The following is an 18,065-nucleotide window of genomic DNA, read 5'->3' as shown; positions in this document are numbered from 1 at the left end:
ATGTGGTCATTCAGCAACTGGCGCAGGCAACGCACGCTGGCGAAGCACCCGGTCTCCACTGAGCTGTGGCAAACCGTTCGCCAGCGCCTGCCGATCCTCGACGGCCTGAGTGCCGAGCAGGAAGCGCAGTTGCGCGATGCCTGCGTGCTGTTTCTGCACGACAAGCATCTGACCGCACTACCGGGCGTTGAACTGAACGATGAACACCGGCTGTTTCTGGCCGCACAGGCGCAACTGCCGTTGCTGAATCTCGGCGACCTGAACTGGTATCAGGGCTTTCACGAGATCGTGCTCTACCCTGACGACTTCGTCAGCCCGCAGCGTCATCGCGACGCCAGCGGCATCGAACACGAATGGGACGGCGAACACAGCGGCGAGGCATGGCTGCAAGGCCCGGTGATTCTGGCCTGGCCAGGCGTGGTGTCGAGCGGTGACTGGGACGGCTACAACCTGGTGATCCACGAACTGGCACACAAACTGGACATGCTCAACGGCGACGCCAACGGTCTGCCACCGCTGCACAGCGATATGCGCATTACCGAGTGGGCCAGCATCATGCAGAGTGCCTTCGACGACCTCAACCGTCAGCTCGACCTGAACCCAGACGCCGAAACCACCATCGACCCGTACGCCGCTCAGGACGCCGCCGAATTTTTCGCCGTCACCAGCGAATACTTTTTCAGCGCCCCCGACCTGTTGCACGCCAGCTATCCCGCTGTCTACGACCAACTCAAAGCCTTCTACCGCCAGGACACCCTCGCCCGGCTGAAGGCTTTGCAGGAGCAGGACCCGGCTTACAAGGACACCGACTGAAACCGCCAACCCCGCGCGTGGCAACCAAAACAGAATATGCCTATAATCCGGACCACTTTTTGGCGGTTCGCGCCAAAATCTGTCTGGTCAACTACGGGGGCAAAGCCCAATGAGCTACAGCAAGATTCCGGCGGGTAAAGACCTGCCGAACGACATCTACGTCGCGATCGAAATCCCGGCCAACCACGCGCCGATCAAGTACGAAATCGACAAAGACACCGATTGCCTGTTCGTTGATCGTTTCATGGCCACCCCAATGTTCTACCCAGCCAACTACGGCTTCATCCCCAACACCCTGGCGGATGACGGCGACCCCCTCGACGTGCTGGTCGTGACCCCATACCCGGTTTCCCCAGGTTCGGTCATCCGCGCACGCCCGGTCGGCATCCTGCACATGACCGACGACGGCGGCGGCGATGCCAAAGTCATCGCAGTCCCGCACGACAAGCTGTCCCAGCTGTACGTCGACGTCAAAGAGTACACCGACCTGCCAGCCCTGCTGCTTGAGCAGATCAAGCACTTCTTCGAGAACTACAAGGATCTCGAAAAAGGCAAATGGGTCAAGATCGAAGGCTGGGGCGACGCAGAAGCCGCCCGTGCTGAAATCACCAAATCGGTTGCAGCCTTCAAAGGCTGATTGACGGTTTGCTGTGTCGAGACACCTGCGTTGCGGGTGTCTTGGCATAGATGTCCGTAACACCCTCCCCTCGCAACGCCCCTCTACTGCGATTTTTTTCAAAACCCGCGTTTAAAAATGCGTTTAATCGCTCTCTCGCAATAAACATCCCGTCAACGCCCGCACACCCGGCCTGAACAAATCCCTCAGCGTTTATCCAAAATTCGGCGATTACGGAACATGCCTACACAACAAACGTCCCGTCTGTAATACCTCTAGCCGTACACCCCCAGCGACAACGCCGACATCAACACCTCGTTCATTTAAACGCCCTGATCGCGCCAGTAAACTCGGCCCCATGAATACATCAGGCGATCGACTCCGCATCCTTCTCAAAGAGTGCCACCTCACTGCGACTGATTTTGCTGCCAACCGCAAGATCACGCCGCAACACGTCAATAATTGGTTCAAGCGCGGCGTCCCCATGGCGCGTATTGATGAGGTGGCTGAATTATTAACCGTTAACGCCCGCTGGCTGCGCACCGGCGAAGGCCCCAAACACCCGTCCGACTCCGCCAATGAAAACAACGGCGGCGACACTCGACTGATCGTCCATCAGGATCAAGGAAGAAACATGCTGCGTGGAGACGTGGAAATTCAGATCTTCAAGGAAATCGAATCCACCCATGGCGTCAGCAAAACCGTCCTGGCCGAAGCCCCCGGACAAAAAATCCGCCTGCCGCTGCAGGTCCTGCAAACCATGGGCATCGACCCCAGAAACTGTCTGTGCGTCGCCATGGTCGGCAACAGCATGGCCGACAAGATCCAGGATGGCTCGATTCTGGGTGTGGACCGCGAACTGACGCAGGTTATCGACGGCGAAATCTACGCTATCGAACACGGCGGCATTCTGCGCGTGCGCTACCTCTACCGCCTGCCCAACGGCGGCCTGCGCCTGCGCAGCCACAACGACGCCGAATACCCCGACGAAATCTTCAGCGCCGAAGACATCGAAGACGAACGCATCCGCATCCTGGGCTGGATCTTCTGGTGGTCCACCCTCAACAGCCGTAGAAATGCGATGCTGCTGTTCTGACACGGGCGTGATGGCACATCAAGGCTGGGCATGGGCGGCAAACATCAGTATGCTGTCCGCCATCCAAAGCATCCCCGCCCAGCGGCGATGCCACGGCACGGCAGATGACGCATCTGCCCTGCTCTCTTATCAGCATTCCTTGCGAATGCACCTTTTGCAGGCGATTGCGGTTTACCAAAAATAGACCAAAATTGCCCACGAGAAGCCGGCCACAAGCCGGCTTTTTAATGTCTGAAATAATCCTGCCCCATCCAAGAATCTTCCTGAAAGCTTAGCTATTCCGGGGGTTCAGACATTTCCCTGTCCGATGGTGTCAACGCCATTTGACCTCATCCGAGGATGAAGTGAGGGACAGGTGGGGGGGGGGGGACCGCACTATTGAATTGAACCAATAACAACCGAGCTACTCAGGTCTTTCTGGAGACTAGGCAGGCCGATCCCAAACCTCTAAAAATACGCAGCCTTGCTCAGTAACCGACTTCTTTCTGATGCCGAAAGGCCAATTCATAGACAGCATCACCCGCGCGCTGATGCCTATAGAGCGCCACATAACCCGAATCACCAAACTCGATAATTAGCTCACGTAACTCCGGCAGATCTGGAAATGGGCGACCTACTTCGGGCCTCCTTCCAAGCGAGCAAATTGTCGCTCAATCACTTGGGCCGCTCGCTGCGCTATCTGTGGACCCTTTTCGACAAGCAACCGACGACAACACTCCAAGCCTTGCGCAGTACCTTCAGTGATAATCAATCGTGGCACTTGGGAAGCTCCGCCTCAGCCTCAGTACCCCAGGTATTGAGCCAGGCCCGAGCCTCTTGGCCGGTCATATGCCGACCCGTTTCCTGATAGACGGCCCACGACGCCAAGGCTTCCTGCTTGAAGCCCTCGCGAGCTTCTTCGCGATCGACGTACTGCGCTATCGCTTCGCGCATAACCCAATGGGGCGAACGTTGACGCAGACCAGCCAAGTGCTGAATGCGACTTTTCAGCTCGTCATCAATTTTGATTGAAGTGGCCATAGCCGAACCCTCGTTATCTAAAGGTATTACCTTTTGATAAGTTATTAGTCCCCCTGCTCATCTGTCCATACGCCCAGAAGACGGACGACTGCACGCAGAGCCAGAATGGGGGGACAGCGGAGGGGGATAGATACACGATTAACACAGCGTTGGACAATTGACTCGGTAGAAGCATGAGTCCTGCATCCAGCACGTTTTCCAGGCAGGCGACTGGTTGCGCTGCATCAGTCTGCGAAGCCCAGCCTCCTCCGCCGCGCCACCAACGCCCGTCGCAACGCGACATCCGCATACTCCATGAAAATCCCCGCCAACCTCTTCAGCGCTGCCTCCTCCCCTTCGCTGCCCACGATAAAATCAAACCCCAACGCCCGCTTGTTCTGATCGGGCAGCTCATCCCAACTGGTCATGAGGTAGCCGTACACAGCACTGACGACATGATGCCTATTCGTCGATCCAGACCTGGCAACAGATGCCCCGACACGGTTGCGAACACCCGGTCGACTGCGCTGGAAAACTCGGCAGTTTTTACACAGCAGTTGGGTTGATGCAGCCCTGCGAAGCGGTTTCTGTTTTTTATTCTGGCTCATGATTTCTGATCCTTGCGCTCTCGCGACGACTCGTCCTTATGAAACACATTCGCGCTAAAGAATGCTATAGCGTGTAGTGCTATAACGTGCATTCAAGCGAAATCCCTTTCTTTTGTAAAGGGGCAGCGCTATGAAACTGAGTAAAGCAATCGGCGCCGCACTCAAGGAGGCGCGTGAGGCGAAGGGACTGACGCAAGAGGACTTTGTCGGGGTCAGTGGCCGCACTTATCTGTCTGAAATCGAGCGCGGGCTGAAGAGCCCGACGTTGGAGAAACTCGACCAGCTCGCCACCAGAATCGGTATTCATCCACTGGAGTTGCTGGTTTCGTGTTACGCCATGCAGTGCTCGATGAGTGAACGCGAGTTAGTGGATCTGCTGGATGAGCGTTTGAGAAAAGCGCAGGACCCACTGTGAAGGCCAAGCACCTCAGCCCAAACCCTGGTGCCAGAAACTGACACCCCGCCATGCTCAGATAACCCTGGTGGGAAACGATCCCGGCGCAAGGCCCTGATCTTTGCGGAAATCACTCTTTGAAAGCTTTTGAGAGGCTCGTCAAATGGCGTTCAAAAAACCGTCTCTAGCCTGGATAGTGCTGGTTCCTCTGCTTGCCTGGACAACGCCCGGCTGGACACAAACGCCTGAGGTCAACGACCAGATTGACGGCCTTGTCAGAGAGCCTCTTGTCCTGAACGTCCTTCTGCCTGACGGACAGACGGCGACGCTGGATGCATTTGTCACACGCCCCGACAGGCCCGGACGCTGGCCGGTTGCGTTGATCACCCATGGCACCGATGGCAATCAGATTGATCGCGCTATCAGCCCTAACCGATTTTCATCCGCGGCAATAGCCTTTGCTCGCCATGGTTACGCGTCAGTTGTGGTCATGCGCCAAGGGTATGGAAAGTCTTCAGGCGTCACCGATTACCAGCACCAGGTTGGAACCTGCGAGCACCCCCATCATGCGAAGGCCGGTAAAATTGCAGCCGACGATCTCATCGCCGCTCTGAGCGCCATCCGGCTTGAATCGTGGGCCTCGCCTGATGAAGCCATCATGATGGGGCAATCTGCAGGAGGCTTCGCGGTATTGGCTGCCGGTGCCGACAATCCTCCGGGCGTGCAAGCGATCATCAACTTCGATGGTGGTCGTGGCGCAACCAAGTCGGGTGGGGTTTGCGACAAAGAGCACTTGTTAGCATCCATCGCAAGCTTTGGCAGGCGATCACATATGCCTGCCCTCTGGCTTTATGCCGTCAATGACGAGGTGTTTCCTATGCCGCTGAGCAGAGAGATGTTTGATACCTATCTCTCTGCCGGAGGCATCGGTGAGTTTCAGGAGGCTCCGGCATTCGAAAAAAACGGTCATGTCTTTATAGAATGGGCGCCTGAACAAACGTGGTGGAATACCGTTGCCGACTTTCTGAGCAAACAGCAGCTTGCATCTCAGGAAATCGTGGCACTGCCTGCAACCGATCTTCCCGCACCCGCAGAACTGAGTGCTGCAGCAAAGGACGCCTTGCGTGCATATGCGCAAGACCAGTCGTACGAGAAAGCGTTCGCAACCAATGGCAAAGGTGTCTGGGGCTGGAGTAAGGGTGAGCGAACTCAAGACGATGCCGCTGCCAGGGCGATGGAATACTGTCAAAAGAATGTTATTGACGATGGGCCCGCTTGCACCGTCTACGCGCTAGGCAACCATCTGATGGCTTCAGGTGCGTAAGTTGACGCCAGCTCCCACTGAAGGACGCCGGACGTCAGCCGCTAATCCGCACACTCACCAGACCGGTCCAGCCCCCGATCTCTCCAAAGCCTCCAGACCTTGTCCCATCCGGCCTCATGGCTCACCCCCTCAACCACCACCACCCGATTGCACACACCGCTGCGCAACCGCTCGCGATACGCCTGCGCCAGCGCAGTCGGAACGACTTCATCCAGAGTCCCTGAGAAATGCCGTTGAGGGATGCCCGCCAACCGACGCGGGTAGTCCAGTGGATCGAGTGATCCTGCAAGGGGTGTCAGGTGTTGGGTGTGTGCCCATAGGCGCGGGCTGAGGTTGCCTGCGAGCGTCTGGACTTGGGTCACGTCATCTCGCTGAGCAGCCAGCAGCAGCGCCAGGGCGGCCCCGCCGGAGTAGCCGACCAGTTCGAACGACGGGTTCCCGTAACGCTGCTTCAGAAGGTCGAGTGCCTGACTGAGGCTGGTGACGACTTCCTGCGAGAAACGTCGATCTGTCCAGAGCGCTGTCCTGCAGCCAGGCGAGGTGACGAACTGACAAGGTCGTGCGAGGTAGGCGTTGGGTGTCGGGTCGTCGATGGCCAGACGCAACACCAGCAATTTTCGGGGGCTGGGGTCGAGGCTGGGTTGGGTCGCGCTGGCCCAGGCATGACCGTCGCCTTCAAGGTAAACGCGCAGACGGCCCGCAGGCGGGACATGGTTCGGCAGCAGCGCAGCCAGCGCGAACGGCTGGCCGGGCAGGATTTGCAGCTGCCGTCCGTGCTCGTCAGCCAGTTGTTGCAATGCCTGACGCGGCGATTGGCAGCCTGCGATGAGGGCGCCGATCAGCAGCGCCATCAAAGCCTGAAGGAAAACGCCCCAGCGGTGAGGGCCGGGACGGGAGTTAGTCATCAGAAGTCGTAACGCACTTTTGCCGAGAACACATCGGCATCGAAATCCGACTTGCCGATGTAGTCGTAATTCAGGCCAAGGGTGATCGCCCCCAGCTTGTAGTCCGCACCCACGCCTGCTTCGTAGCTGTCACGTACCGCCCTGGCACCGCTGGTCACGAACGGTGTGCTGCCGAGCAGGAAGGTCGATGTGCTCTTGGCCTCGTCGGCGGCGAAGTCGTGATACGCCATCAGTTTGGCTTGCGGTTCCAGCGTGCCCGCGCCGAGAACGAAACTGCCCGCCACTCGTACACCCGCGCCCAGCTCGATGGCTTCATAGCGCTGGTCTTCGACCTTCAACGCGGCCGACGAGTTTTTCTCGCGATAGCCGTCGATGTTCACCTGGCTGTAACGCGCAGCCAATCGTGGCTCGATCAGCGTTTGCGGGGTGACGTGGTAGGTGTAGCCGCCCACCAGATTCAGGCCCAACAGGTCGCTGTCATAGTCCGATTTGGCACGCGTACCGGCAATGCTGCGTTTGCCCTGATTGTCGTTGAGGCCGTAGGTCAGGCTGGAATCGACAAAGTAGTTGCCCAGTTCGAAACCGCTGTACAGGGTGAATGCATGGCTGTCGACTTCGGTCTTGTTGCCGTTTTTGCCATTCACGTCGGTATTGATGAAGCTGTACGCCAGACCCACGGTCAGGTTCTCGTTCAACTTGCCGTCAGCGCCGACTGCAACGCCGTGGCTATAGGCGTTATAGCCCGCCACGCCGTCACGCTGGCCTTGAGTGGCGTCGCTGTAAAGCGACTGGACCCATACGCCCGCTTCCTTGAAGCCTTCGCCCGACGACGCGCCGCGTATCGAGCTGGTGCGGCTGCCGGTGACGCCACTGATCAGGCTCTGGCTGGTGGTCGCGGCACGGGTTGCGCCGCCGTTGATTTCCGGCGTCAGTTGCGAGGCCAGCCTGGCAACCTGAGCTTCATCAGCGTTCAGCAAGGCTTGCTTGAACGGATCGCTATCGTTCATTTTGCCGATGATGCTGTCATCGACGAGGTTGACCAGCGTTTTCTGGCTATTGGTCGAGCCGCCGTTATCGGTGACGATCTGGGCAACCTGTTCCTTGCCTTTGGCCGTCACCACCGCAACCACTTGAGTACCGCTGACGGTGTAACTGTCGACGTTGAGCAGCGCCGATGTGCTGACGACATCAAGCTTACCGTTCGGGTCGACTTTCACACCCTCTTTGTCAAGCAGATCAATTCGGCCTGCCTCGAGCAGTTTGTAGGTAGTGCCTGTGGCGCTGAAATCCTCACCCTTGGCGGCCAGCCTGATCTGGGCACCTGGTTCGAACTGGGCGGCGTCGGTGACTCTCAGGACGGCCGTATTCACGTTGGTGGCACTGCTGAGATTCAGGGCCAGCGCAGAGTTGCCTGCGACGTAAATGCCGCCATTGATGCTGGTGTGCGGAGCTTCCAGCGTAAAGGTGGTCGACGGGCTGTCGATATAACCTACTGCGATCACACCATCCTTTTTCAGACGGATGTTATAGCCGTCAGTGCTGGTATTGGTCGCCGTGAAGGACGTGTCACCTTCCAGTTCAATATTACTCAGGTCTATCAGGTTGCCGACAATGACACTGCCCTTGCGCAGGATCAGTTCGACCGGGCGATTGCTTGCTGAGGCATCGATGGCCTTGTCGGCAGAAATGATCGAGCCATTGTTGAAGATATTGAAATCGCCTCTTTCAAGGAACCACGGCTGAGCGCCCGGCAAATTGAAGCGAGTATTACCGATGGCGATGGCAGTACCCTGCCCGCGTATCGTCCCGTCGTTGGTCAGGTGCGTGGTGTTGCCGGTGAAGCTGGCGCCGTCGATCCGCACGCCTTCAGCGTTTTCACCTGTAGCGACAATGGTGCCCTGGTTGTTGAAATAGCCCAGCTCTGCAAAAGCCCCCGAGCTGCTGGTGGTCAGGTCAACACCCGTCGCGCCCTTGCCGGAGACATCGATCTGGCCACGATTGAAGAAGGTGCCGACGATCTTGCCGCCCTCTACGCTGACACCTTTCACCCCTTCTCCGCCGCTGCTGGTGATGGCGGCATTGAGAATCAGATCCTTGTCGACCCTCGAACCGTTGAGACCGACGATAGTCTGCAAACCGCTCCCGCTATAACTTCCGCCCATGTCGAGGTTACCAGTGTGAGTCTGGCCCTGGCTTTTGAAGCCGGCATTGGTCAGTTGAACGGTTTCGGCGAATGCGGGCATCGCGTAGGCGGCCACCGAGAGGGCGAGCAGGGTCTTGCGCAGAACAGGGATCACAGTTCATTCCTTTAACAGCGTATTGGACAAGCTTCCGTGCGTGGTAGAACCTGACTGTAATAGCGGGCAGTGGCGTCGCGCAGAAGGGCGCGGCGAGAATACAGAAAGGCCATCATAATGGCATCATTTATTTGACGTCATTAAAACGACAACAGCCTGTATTCGAGACTACTCATAGATAAAATAAAACTACGATATCCGCGATTTTTGCAGCAATCTGCTGCACAACAGCTCGCCGTTGCAGACTGAAAAATCTGCAATCGAACGCTTGACGCGGTTTTCAACTCATACCTTCAGCGTTCAACGATTCCCACCTCACACCACTCACTGAGGCCTTCCGTATGACTGACACTCCCTATACTCCGCCCAAGGTCTGGCAGCACGAAGCCGCGTCAGGCGGCACCTTCGCCAGCATCAATCGTCCCACCGCCGGCCCTACGCACGAAAAGGAACTGCCGGTCGGCAAGCACCCGCTGCAGCTTTATTCGCTGGCCACGCCGAACGGCGTCAAAGTCACGATCATGCTGGAGGAATTGCTGGAACTGGGACACAGCGGCGCGGAATACGATGCTTGGCTGATCAAGATCTCCGAGGGCGATCAGTTCTCCAGTGGGTTTGTCGGGGTCAATCCGAACTCGAAGATCCCGGCGCTGGTGGATCGCAGTCACGACACGCCGGTGCGTGTGTTCGAATCGGGATCGATTCTGCTGTACCTCGCGGAGAAGTTTTCCAGCTTCCTGCCCGCCGATCCGGCCGGGCGGACCGAAACATTGAACTGGCTGTTCTGGCAGATGGGTGCAGCGCCTTATCTGGGCGGCGGTTTCGGGCATTTCTATGCCTACGCGCCTGAGAAACTGGAATACCCGATCAACCGTTTCGCGATGGAAGCCAAGCGTCAGCTGGACGTGCTGAACCGTCGTCTTGGAGAAAGCCGTTATCTGGGAGGCGACACTTACACCATCGCCGACATCGCCGTCTGGCCGTGGTATGGCGCGCTGGTGCAGAACAAGGTGTATTCGGCGGCAGAGTTTCTATCGGTGCACGAATACCCGAACCTGATCCGCTGGACCGAAGAAATCGCAGCGCGGCCTGCAGTGATACGCGGCAAGAAGGTGAATCGCACCTGGGGCGAGGAATCGGAGCAGGTTCCAGAGCGGCACCAGGCGTCTGATCTGGATAAGTAAGGCGTCACGCGGCGCTGTTGTGATGCTTCAACCAGCATCACATCAGTGCCGACACGATGGCCAACATCGCTTAACCTTATGCGCTGTTGATCCGCCATCTGACACCGGAGCCCCACATGCCGCACGACAAAGACCCACGCGCCCACACCGCCCTGTCGCAACGCGGCCGCAGTGCAGGCAGCGGTCCGGGGTTGTCGGTCAATCCGCCGGTCGTGCGGATCAGTACGGTCCTGTTCGACAGCCTCGCGGCCTTGCGCGAAGCGGAAGTGCGGACGGCCGGGCCTGAGCGCTCGTTGACGTACGGTGCCAACGGCAACCCGACGGCGTTTGCGTTGCAGGACCTGATCACTGAACTGGAAAGCGCCCACGGCACCTGCCTTTATCCCACCGGGCTGGCTGCGGTCGCTCAGATGTTTCAGTCGTTTTTGCGTCCCGGCGATCATGTGCTGATGACAGAGTCGGTCTACGGGCCGGTGCGGCGTCTGGCCAACACGATGCTGAAAGCGTTCGACATCCAGTTCGATTACTACGCCGCGAATGGCAGCAACATCGAATCTCTGATCAAGCCCAACACACGCATGATCTACGCCGAAGTGCCCGGTTCGCTGACCTTCGACATGTGTGATCTGCCTGCGCTTTCGCGGCTGTGCAAAGCGAAAAATCTGTTGCTGGCTGTGGATAACTCGTGGGGGTCTGGCGTGTTGTTCAAGCCGCTTGAGCTGGGTGCAGACATTTCACTGATGGCGCTGACCAAGTACGTGGCCGGGCATTCGGACGTGATGATGGGCAGTGTCAGCGTTACCGAAGCCCATTGGAAAACCCTCAAAACCATGAACATCGCCGTTGGCAATACGGTCAGCCCGGACGATGCGTATCTGGTGCTGCGTGGCGCCCGCAGTCTGGCGGCACGTATGGCTATGCATGAGCGTCATGCCCTGCAGGTTGCGCAGTGGCTGCTGGAGCAACCGCAGGTGGCGCGAGTGCTGTATCCGGCGCTCGAGAGCGATCCGGGCCACGCCATCTGGAAGCGGGATTTCCATGGCTGCAATGGTTTGCTCAGTTTCGAATTCAAGACGACCGATCGTCAGGTGCTCGACCGTTTCGTCGGTGCCCTGAAGCTGTTCGGGATCGGTTATTCGTGGGGCGGTTTCGAAAGCCTCATCACCGAGATTGAACAACATGGCCCCGATCGCGGTGACGGCCCGATGCTACGCCTGCAAATCGGTCTGGAAAGCCCGGACGACCTGATCGCCGACCTGCGGTCAGGTTTCGCCGCAGTCTGAACCCTGCGGGCTAATCTGAAAGCGCTACAGCGCTGTCATCCGGCTGCCGAACAGGTCGCCGTCATTTGCCCCACGGGCGTCGCTCTGCTAGTGTCGCCCGGTTTAATCTCTACCGGAAATGCCCTCATGGCCCGCAAGAAAGCTGCACTGGATTTCGAACAGTCTCTCGCTGATCTGCAAACGCTGGTAGAGCGACTGGAGAATGGCGAGTTGTCACTGGAAGACTCTCTCACCGCCTTCGAACAGGGCGTGCGTCTGACGCGCGACTGTCAGAGCGCTCTGACCGCTGCCGAGCAGAAGGTTCAGGTGTTGCTGGAGCGCGATGGTGAACTGGCCGAAGAGCCTTTCGACGACGCGGAATTGCCTGAATGATCGCGAGCTACCAAGCGCAAAGCCAGGCCCGCGTCAACGCGGCGCTCGAAGGTCTGTTTCAAGCCCCAACCCCTGAATTGACACGCCTCTACGACGCCATGCGCTACAGCGTTATGAATGGCGGCAAACGCGTGCGCCCGTTGCTGGCCTATGCAGCATGTGAGGCACTGGGTGGTGTCGCGGAAGATGCCAACGGCGCGGCCTGTGCGGTCGAGCTGATCCATGCCTATTCGCTGGTGCATGATGATTTGCCTGCGATGGACGATGACGATTTGCGTCGCGGCCAACCCACGACCCACAAGGCGTTTGACGAAGCCTGCGCGATTCTGGCGGGCGACGGCCTGCAGAGTCTGGCGTTCACCGCCCTGCTCGCGCCGAACCTGACCTCACGTGACGCGCAGACGCGCCTGCAGATGGTCAGCACTCTGGCGACAGCAGCCGGTCCGGCCGGCATGGTGGGTGGTCAGGCGATCGATCTGGGTTCGGTGGGTTTGAAGCTGGATCAGGCTGCACTGGAATACATGCACCGCCACAAGACCGGCGCGTTGATCGAAGCCAGTATTCGACTGGGCGCACTGGCCAGCGGCCGCGCAGACCAGACACAACTTGATGCACTTCAAGTGTATGCCCGGGCCGTAGGCCTGGCTTTTCAGGTGCAGGACGACATTCTCGACGTGGAAAGTGACACTGCCACCCTCGGCAAACGCCAGGGCGCCGACATTGCACGCGACAAGCCGACCTACCCTGCCTTGCTGGGGCTTGAAGCTGCCAAAGGCTACGCCCTGGAGCTTCGCGATCAGGCGCTGACTGCACTAGAATTGTTCAGTAATGCAGCAGAACCTTTGCGCGAACTGGCCCGTTACATCGTTGAACGCCGTCACTGATCAGCATTACCGACCATCGAAATCGGGTGAATCAACAGCGCTTCATCCGGTCACAGTCATCAGGTCCGGTTCAGCCGGACGCCGCTGATGCACTTCATGGGCAGCTTGCGATGCATAAGGTAAACTGCCGCCTCTTTTACTTATAACGATTCGCCTGATGCCCACGACGTTCAAAGAGATTCCCCGCGAGCGCCCGGTTACGCCGTTGCTCGACCGAGCCAATACACCGGATGGCCTGCGCCTTCTGGGTGAAGCCGAGCTGGAAACCCTGGCCGATGAGCTGCGCCTGGAACTGCTCTACTCCGTTGGCCAGACCGGAGGGCATTTTGGTGCCGGTCTCGGCGTCATCGAGCTGACCATCGCCCTGCATTACGTGTTCGACACGCCGGACGACCGCCTGGTGTGGGACGTTGGCCATCAGGCCTACCCGCACAAGATCCTGACGGGCCGTCGCGCGCGCATGTCCACGCTGCGCCAGAAAGACGGTGTCGCGGCATTCCCGCGTCGCAGCGAGAGCGAGTACGACACGTTCGGCGTTGGTCACTCCAGCACCTCGATCAGCGCGGCTCTGGGCATGGCGATTGCCTCGCGCCTGCAGGGCAGCGACCGCAAGTCCATCGCCGTGATCGGCGACGGTGCGCTGACGGCGGGCATGGCATTCGAGGCGTTGAACCACGCCCCGGAAGTGGCCGCGAACATGCTGGTCATCCTCAACGACAACGACATGTCGATCTCGCGCAACGTTGGCGGGCTGTCTAACTATCTGGCCAAGATCCTTTCCAGCCGCACGTATGCAAGCATGCGTGAAGGCAGTAAAAAGGTGCTTTCGCGCCTGCCCGGTGCTTGGGAAATTGCCCGTCGCACCGAGGAATACGCGAAAGGCATGCTGGTTCCCGGCACGCTGTTTGAAGAGTTGGGCTGGAATTACATCGGGCCTATCGACGGTCACGACCTGCCGACGCTGATCGCCACGTTGCGCAACATGCGTGACCTCAAGGGGCCGCAGTTCCTGCATGTGGTCACCAAGAAAGGCAAGGGTTTCGGTCCTGCCGAAGTCGACCCGATCGGCTACCACGCGATCACCAAACTCGAACCGTTGAATGCGCCTGTCGCGATCCCGAAAAAGGTCAGCGGCCCCAAGTATTCCGGGGTGTTTGGTCAGTGGCTGTGCGACATGGCCGAAGCGGATTCGCGGCTGGTGGGCATTACTCCAGCCATGAAGGAAGGCTCGGATCTGGTCGATTTCAGCGAGCGCTACCCTGAGCGTTATTTCGACGTGGCGATTGCCGAGCAGCACGCCGTCACGCTGGCTGCAGGCATGGCCTGTGAAGGCAGCAAACCTGTGGTCGCGATCTATTCCACCTTCCTGCAACGCGGTTATGACCAACTGGTGCATGACGTGGCGGTGCAGAACCTCGATGTACTGTTCGCCATCGACCGCGCCGGTCTGGTGGGCGAAGACGGCCCGACGCATGCGGGCAGCTTCGACTTGTCTTACCTGCGCTGCATCCCCGGCATGGTGGTGATGACGCCGAGCGACGAAAACGAACTGCGCAAGATGCTCAGCACCGGCTACCTGCATAACGGCCCTGCCGCCGTGCGCTATCCGCGTGGGACGGGTCCAAACGCCGTGATCGAAAAGGACCTTGAGCCTGTTGAAATCGGCAAGGGCATCGTGCGTCGTCAGGGTCAGGGCGTCGCGATTCTGGTGTTCGGCGTGCAACTGGCCGAAGCCTTGGTCGTTGCGCAGAAGCTGGACGCTACAGTCATCGACATGCGCTTCGTGAAGCCGCTCGATGAAGCACTGGTTCGTGAGGCAGCAGCCAATCACGAACTGCTGGTCACGCTCGAAGAGAACGCCATCATGGGTGGCGCGGGCGCGGCGGTCAGTGAGTTCTTGGCGCGAGAAAACATCCTCAAATCCGTGCTGCACATTGGTTTGCCGGACGTTTACGTCGAACACGCCAAACCTGCGCAGATGCTGGCCGAGTGTGGCCTGGATGCGCCAGGCATCGAAGCGGCGATCAACAAGCGGCTGACGCTGATTGGTTGATTGACGCGAAAACATTGAAAGCGCTCATTGAGCGCTTTTTTTGTGTTTAACACCGCTCAGGACGCTCCGCGTCCGCGCTCCCCCGCTGCCGTCAGCCTAGCTGCGATGGAATCCGGTACAGATACAGCAGCACCACGCTCGCAAATGCCAGCAGGCAGACGGGCAATGGGTGCAGGCCGAAGAGCACGGCAATGGCGGCGATCCAGGCAGGGAGCCCGGCGTAGAGGAAGGCCAGACGTCGAACAGCGGCAAGGTGCAGCCAGGCGGCGGGTTCCTGAGGGGTGTCGAGTGCGGTCTGGGTGGTGATCAACGCACGCTTGTAAGCCCCGAACGGCTTGAGGCTGACGAACATCGACCCCACGCCTGCGACGAACAGCGGAAGAGCCAGCACGGTCATCATCGGTTCGTTACTGCCGAAAAACAGGCAGACGACCAGCAACGGCGCAAGGGTGAGGCCGAGCTGGCGCCACCATGCCATCGCCAGTCGCTGGCGAACCTGACTGCGGGTCAAGCGGGCCCAACCTCGCTCTGATGCTCGTTGCCCATCATATGGCCCAGCTTGCCGGCCTTGGTGGCCAGGTACAGCTTGTTATGCGGATTCTGACCGGTGTGCAGCGGCACGCGCTCCGCAACCTTGATCCCCATGTCGGTCAAGGCTTTGACCTTGCGTGGATTGTTGGTCATCAGACGCAGCGACTGGACGCCCAGATGCTGGAGCATTGGCAGGCAGATCGCATAGTCGCGCTGATCAGCCGCAAAACCCAGACGCTCGTTGGCTTCAACGGTGTCGGCACCACCGTCCTGCAATTCGTAGGCGCGGATCTTGTTCATCAGGCCGATACCGCGACCTTCCTGACGCAGGTACAACAGTACGCCACGGCCTTCAGTGGCAATGGCGCGCAAGGCGGCTTCAAGCTGGGAACCACAATCGCAACGCTGACTGAACAAGGCGTCGCCGGTCAGGCATTCGGAATGAATACGACCCAGAACAGGGGTGCCATCTGCCACGTCACCCAGACTCAGGACAACGTGTTCACGCCCGGTTGCCGACTCGATGAAGCCGTGCATGGCAAATTCTGCAAAAGGTGTGGGCAGTTTGGAAGCGGCGACAAATACGACGGGCACCGTGTGCTCCTAATCAGTATGAAGACTGGAAATTCGCAAGATTTGCATTGTAACAGCAGGTTCCTGCAGACGCTTAGGCTGAATTCTCGGGCATTCAGATCGTAAAGTTCGATCGATAGAACCCAATCGAACCCCAAGCGGGCGGGACATTCACGACCCACCCCGAAAATGCTGGTAACCACGGGTCGACGGCGTGACGTCCTGTCCGTCGCCATCAATCAGCGCGACGCCCTGCCCCGCAACGACTCGGCCGATGACATGCACCGGCCAGCCGGCTTCCAGCAAGGCTGCCAGATGAACCGGTGGCAGCGTGAACGCCAACACGTAGTCATCGCCGCCGCTGAGAGCCTTTTGCCGAGCGGACTGAGTGTCGAAAAGCGTGAGCAGTTCGGCGGACATTGGCAGCGTGTCGCGCTCGATCAACAGTCGGACGTTCGATGCCTGGGCAATATGTCCACAGTCGGCGAGCAGACCGTCGGAAATGTCCAGCGCGGACGTGGCCTTGCCCCGCAGCGCCTGGCCGAGCGCCAGTTGCGGCTGAGGCGACCAATAGCGCGCCAGCAGAGGCTCTGCAACAGACGGCTCGGCGTTGCGCTCACCCAGGACCAGTGGCAAGGCTCCGGCAGCGTCACCCAGCGCACCACCGACGCACAACAGGTCGCCTTCCCGGGCACCGCTGCGTGTCAGCGCCAGCCCGGCGGGCACGCCGCCAAACACAGTCAGCGTCAGGCTCAACGGTCCACGGGTCGTGTCGCCGCCGATCAGGCTCAACGAACAATGTTGCGCCATCCGGCTCAGCCCGAACGCGAACGCCTCGAGCCAGTCGATATCGACGCTCGGCAAGGTCAAAGCCAGGGTGAAGCCGACGGGACGCGCGCCCATGGCCGCCAGATCACTGGCAGACACCGCCAGCGCGCGTTGGCCGAGCAGAAAAGGGTCGCAGACTTCGGGAAAATGCACCCCGGCAACCAGGGTGTCGGTGGAGATCGCCATCTGTTCACCGGGCGGCAACGCCAGCAAGGCGCAGTCGTCGCCGATGCCCAGCGCCACTTCTTCGCGCGCCTGCGCACAGGGCGCAGCGGCGAAGTAATGACGGATCAGCTCGAACTCTCCCATGAAGGTCAGGCGCTGATCAGCGCTTGTGGGCCTTCACTTCGACTTCACGCAGGCGCGGCGCCAGCTTGTCCAGCACGCCGTTGACGAACTTGTGGCCGTCAGTGGAGCCGTAGACCTTGGCCAGCTCGATGCCTTCGTTGATCACGACGCGGTAAGGAACGTCGATACGCTTGAGCAATTCGAAGGTGGACAGGCGCAGAACCGCCAGCTCGACCGGATCGAGTTCTTCGATGGTCAGGTCCAGGCAAGGCGACAGCGCTGTGTCGATCTCGGTCTTGTTGGTGGCAACACCGTGCAGCAGCTCACGGAAGTAGGCGCCGTCAACGTTGCTGAAGTCGTTGTCGACACGGAACTGTGCCTCGATTTCGTTCAGCGAATGACCTGCCATGTGCCATTGGTACAGGGCCTGGGTCGCCATCTGACGCGCTTCGCGACGCTTGGCGCTCTTGCCTTTGGCGGCCTCGGGCGACTTGGCATCGCGCGGGTTGAACTGATCGGTATCGTCGGAAATCACTTGGCCTCCAGCTGCGACAGCAGACTGACCATTTCGATGGCGGACAAGGCAGCTTCAGCGCCCTTGTTGCCAGCCTTGGTGCCGGAGCGTTCGATGGCCTGCTCGATCGAATCGACCGTCAGCACGCCGAAGGCAACCGGAACACCGAACTCCATGGAAACCTGAGACAGGCCCTTGACGCACTCACCGGCAACGTATTCGAAGTGCGGGGTGCCGCCACGAATGACTGCGCCCAGCGCGACGATGGCGGCGAACTCGCTGCGTTGCGCAACTTTCTGCACAACCAGTGGAATCTCGAAAGCACCCGGCGCACGGATGATGGTGATGTCGCTTTCGCTCACGCCATGGCGTACCAGCGCATCAACGGCACCGCTCACCAGGCTTTCCACGACGAAGCTGTTGAAACGGCCAACCACCAAGGCATAGCGGCCTTGGGGGGCGATGAAGGTACCTTCGATGGTCTTCAAGGTCATTCGGTGAGT

Annotated in this window: 19 protein-coding genes; 10 read left to right on the top strand and 9 right to left on the bottom strand. The window is 59.3% G+C overall.

The features are described from left to right. The 3 genes from CFBP1590_RS03785 to CFBP1590_RS03775 all read left to right on the top strand — a co-directional run bounded on the left by CFBP1590_RS03785 (position 1) and on the right by CFBP1590_RS03775 (position 2,525). Complete coding sequence (locus CFBP1590_RS03785) at positions 1-813, top strand: M90 family metallopeptidase (RefSeq protein WP_029241877.1); 813 nt, start codon at positions 1-3, stop codon at positions 811-813. Between the two features lie 109 nt (positions 814-922). Further along, positions 923-1,450 (top strand): inorganic diphosphatase, encoded by a 528-nt coding sequence (gene ppa, locus CFBP1590_RS03780; RefSeq protein ID WP_004883760.1) that lies wholly within the window; start codon positions 923-925, stop codon positions 1,448-1,450. A 337-nt stretch (positions 1,451-1,787) separates the two neighbouring features. Next, positions 1,788-2,525 (top strand): LexA family transcriptional regulator, encoded by a 738-nt coding sequence (locus CFBP1590_RS03775; RefSeq protein ID WP_043305238.1) that lies wholly within the window; start codon positions 1,788-1,790, stop codon positions 2,523-2,525. 747 nt (positions 2,526-3,272) lie between these two features. Here the strand turns inward: CFBP1590_RS03775 and CFBP1590_RS03765 are convergent. Then, complete coding sequence (locus tag CFBP1590_RS03765) at positions 3,273-3,545, bottom strand: CopG family ribbon-helix-helix protein (RefSeq protein WP_029241878.1); 273 nt, start codon at positions 3,543-3,545, stop codon at positions 3,273-3,275. 224 nt (positions 3,546-3,769) lie between these two features. Then, positions 3,770-4,132, bottom strand: coding sequence for a hypothetical protein (locus CFBP1590_RS28020; RefSeq protein WP_231991819.1), 363 nt, complete (start codon positions 4,130-4,132; stop codon positions 3,770-3,772). 130 nt (positions 4,133-4,262) lie between these two features. Between CFBP1590_RS28020 and CFBP1590_RS03755 the strand changes: the two genes are divergently transcribed. Further along, positions 4,263-4,547, top strand: coding sequence for a helix-turn-helix domain-containing protein (locus CFBP1590_RS03755; RefSeq protein WP_029241880.1), 285 nt, complete (start codon positions 4,263-4,265; stop codon positions 4,545-4,547). A 142-nt stretch (positions 4,548-4,689) separates the two neighbouring features. Beyond that, the gene (locus tag CFBP1590_RS03750) at positions 4,690-5,850 is read left to right on the top strand and encodes an alpha/beta hydrolase family protein (RefSeq protein WP_088234495.1); all 1,161 of its coding nucleotides are present in this window, start codon (positions 4,690-4,692) and stop codon (positions 5,848-5,850) included. 41 nt (positions 5,851-5,891) lie between these two features. Here the strand turns inward: CFBP1590_RS03750 and CFBP1590_RS03745 are convergent, their stop codons facing one another. Both CFBP1590_RS03745 and CFBP1590_RS03740 read right to left on the bottom strand, forming a co-directional pair. Beyond that, positions 5,892-6,755: an alpha/beta hydrolase gene (locus tag CFBP1590_RS03745; RefSeq protein ID WP_088234494.1), complete on the bottom strand. Its 864-nt coding sequence runs from the start codon at positions 6,753-6,755 to the stop codon at positions 5,892-5,894. Then, entirely contained in the window at positions 6,755-8,998 is a 2,244-nt protein-coding gene (locus tag CFBP1590_RS03740) for an autotransporter family protein (protein WP_050575360.1), read from the bottom strand. Before CFBP1590_RS03740 ends, CFBP1590_RS03745 begins: the two co-directional genes overlap by 1 nt. A gap of 395 nt (positions 8,999-9,393) precedes the next feature. On the opposite strand from CFBP1590_RS03740, the gene yghU reads away from it, so the two are divergent. The 5 genes from yghU (at position 9,394) to dxs (ending at position 14,828) form a co-directional block, all read left to right on the top strand. Continuing rightward, positions 9,394-10,236 (top strand): glutathione-dependent disulfide-bond oxidoreductase, encoded by an 843-nt coding sequence (gene yghU / locus CFBP1590_RS03735; protein WP_025995558.1) that lies wholly within the window; start codon positions 9,394-9,396, stop codon positions 10,234-10,236. A gap of 116 nt (positions 10,237-10,352) precedes the next feature. Next, positions 10,353-11,519 (top strand): cystathionine beta-lyase, encoded by a 1,167-nt coding sequence (gene metC, locus CFBP1590_RS03730; protein ID WP_029241885.1) that lies wholly within the window; start codon positions 10,353-10,355, stop codon positions 11,517-11,519. 126 nt (positions 11,520-11,645) lie between these two features. Further along, a complete protein-coding gene (locus CFBP1590_RS03725; protein WP_004883751.1) occupies positions 11,646-11,891 on the top strand; it encodes an exodeoxyribonuclease VII small subunit in 246 nt (81 codons plus the stop codon). After that, positions 11,888-12,775 carry a polyprenyl synthetase family protein gene (locus CFBP1590_RS03720; protein ID WP_029241886.1) on the top strand — a complete coding sequence of 296 codons (888 nt, stop codon included), beginning with the start codon at positions 11,888-11,890 and terminating at the stop codon, positions 12,773-12,775. The genes CFBP1590_RS03725 and CFBP1590_RS03720 overlap by 4 nt, the downstream gene beginning before the upstream one ends. A gap of 157 nt (positions 12,776-12,932) precedes the next feature. Then, positions 12,933-14,828 (top strand): 1-deoxy-D-xylulose-5-phosphate synthase, encoded by a 1,896-nt coding sequence (gene dxs, locus CFBP1590_RS03715; protein WP_088234493.1) that lies wholly within the window; start codon positions 12,933-12,935, stop codon positions 14,826-14,828. A 91-nt stretch (positions 14,829-14,919) separates the two neighbouring features. Here the strand turns inward: dxs and CFBP1590_RS03710 are convergent, their stop codons facing one another. The 5 genes from CFBP1590_RS03710 to ribH form a co-directional block, all read right to left on the bottom strand. Then, a complete protein-coding gene (locus tag CFBP1590_RS03710; protein WP_004883748.1) occupies positions 14,920-15,339 on the bottom strand; it encodes a hypothetical protein in 420 nt (139 codons plus the stop codon). Then, positions 15,336-15,953: a GTP cyclohydrolase II gene (gene ribA / locus CFBP1590_RS03705; protein ID WP_029241888.1), complete on the bottom strand. Its 618-nt coding sequence runs from the start codon at positions 15,951-15,953 to the stop codon at positions 15,336-15,338. Before ribA ends, CFBP1590_RS03710 begins: the two co-directional genes overlap by 4 nt. Before the next feature lie 150 nt (positions 15,954-16,103). Continuing rightward, positions 16,104-17,069 (bottom strand): thiamine-phosphate kinase, encoded by a 966-nt coding sequence (thiL, locus tag CFBP1590_RS03700; protein ID WP_088234492.1) that lies wholly within the window; start codon positions 17,067-17,069, stop codon positions 16,104-16,106. A gap of 16 nt (positions 17,070-17,085) precedes the next feature. Beyond that, positions 17,086-17,583: a transcription antitermination factor NusB gene (gene nusB, locus CFBP1590_RS03695; protein WP_004883745.1), complete on the bottom strand. Its 498-nt coding sequence runs from the start codon at positions 17,581-17,583 to the stop codon at positions 17,086-17,088. Then, entirely contained in the window at positions 17,580-18,056 is a 477-nt protein-coding gene (gene ribH, locus CFBP1590_RS03690) for a 6,7-dimethyl-8-ribityllumazine synthase (RefSeq protein WP_002555427.1), read from the bottom strand. The genes nusB and ribH overlap by 4 nt, the downstream gene beginning before the upstream one ends. Positions 18,057-18,065 lie beyond the last annotated feature (9 nt).

The organism is Pseudomonas viridiflava (assembly GCF_900184295.1).
GTDB lineage: Bacteria > Pseudomonadota > Gammaproteobacteria > Pseudomonadales > Pseudomonadaceae > Aquipseudomonas > Aquipseudomonas viridiflava.
Note: the sequence above shows the minus strand (reverse complement) of the source record. Positions and strands in the feature narration are given on the sequence as shown.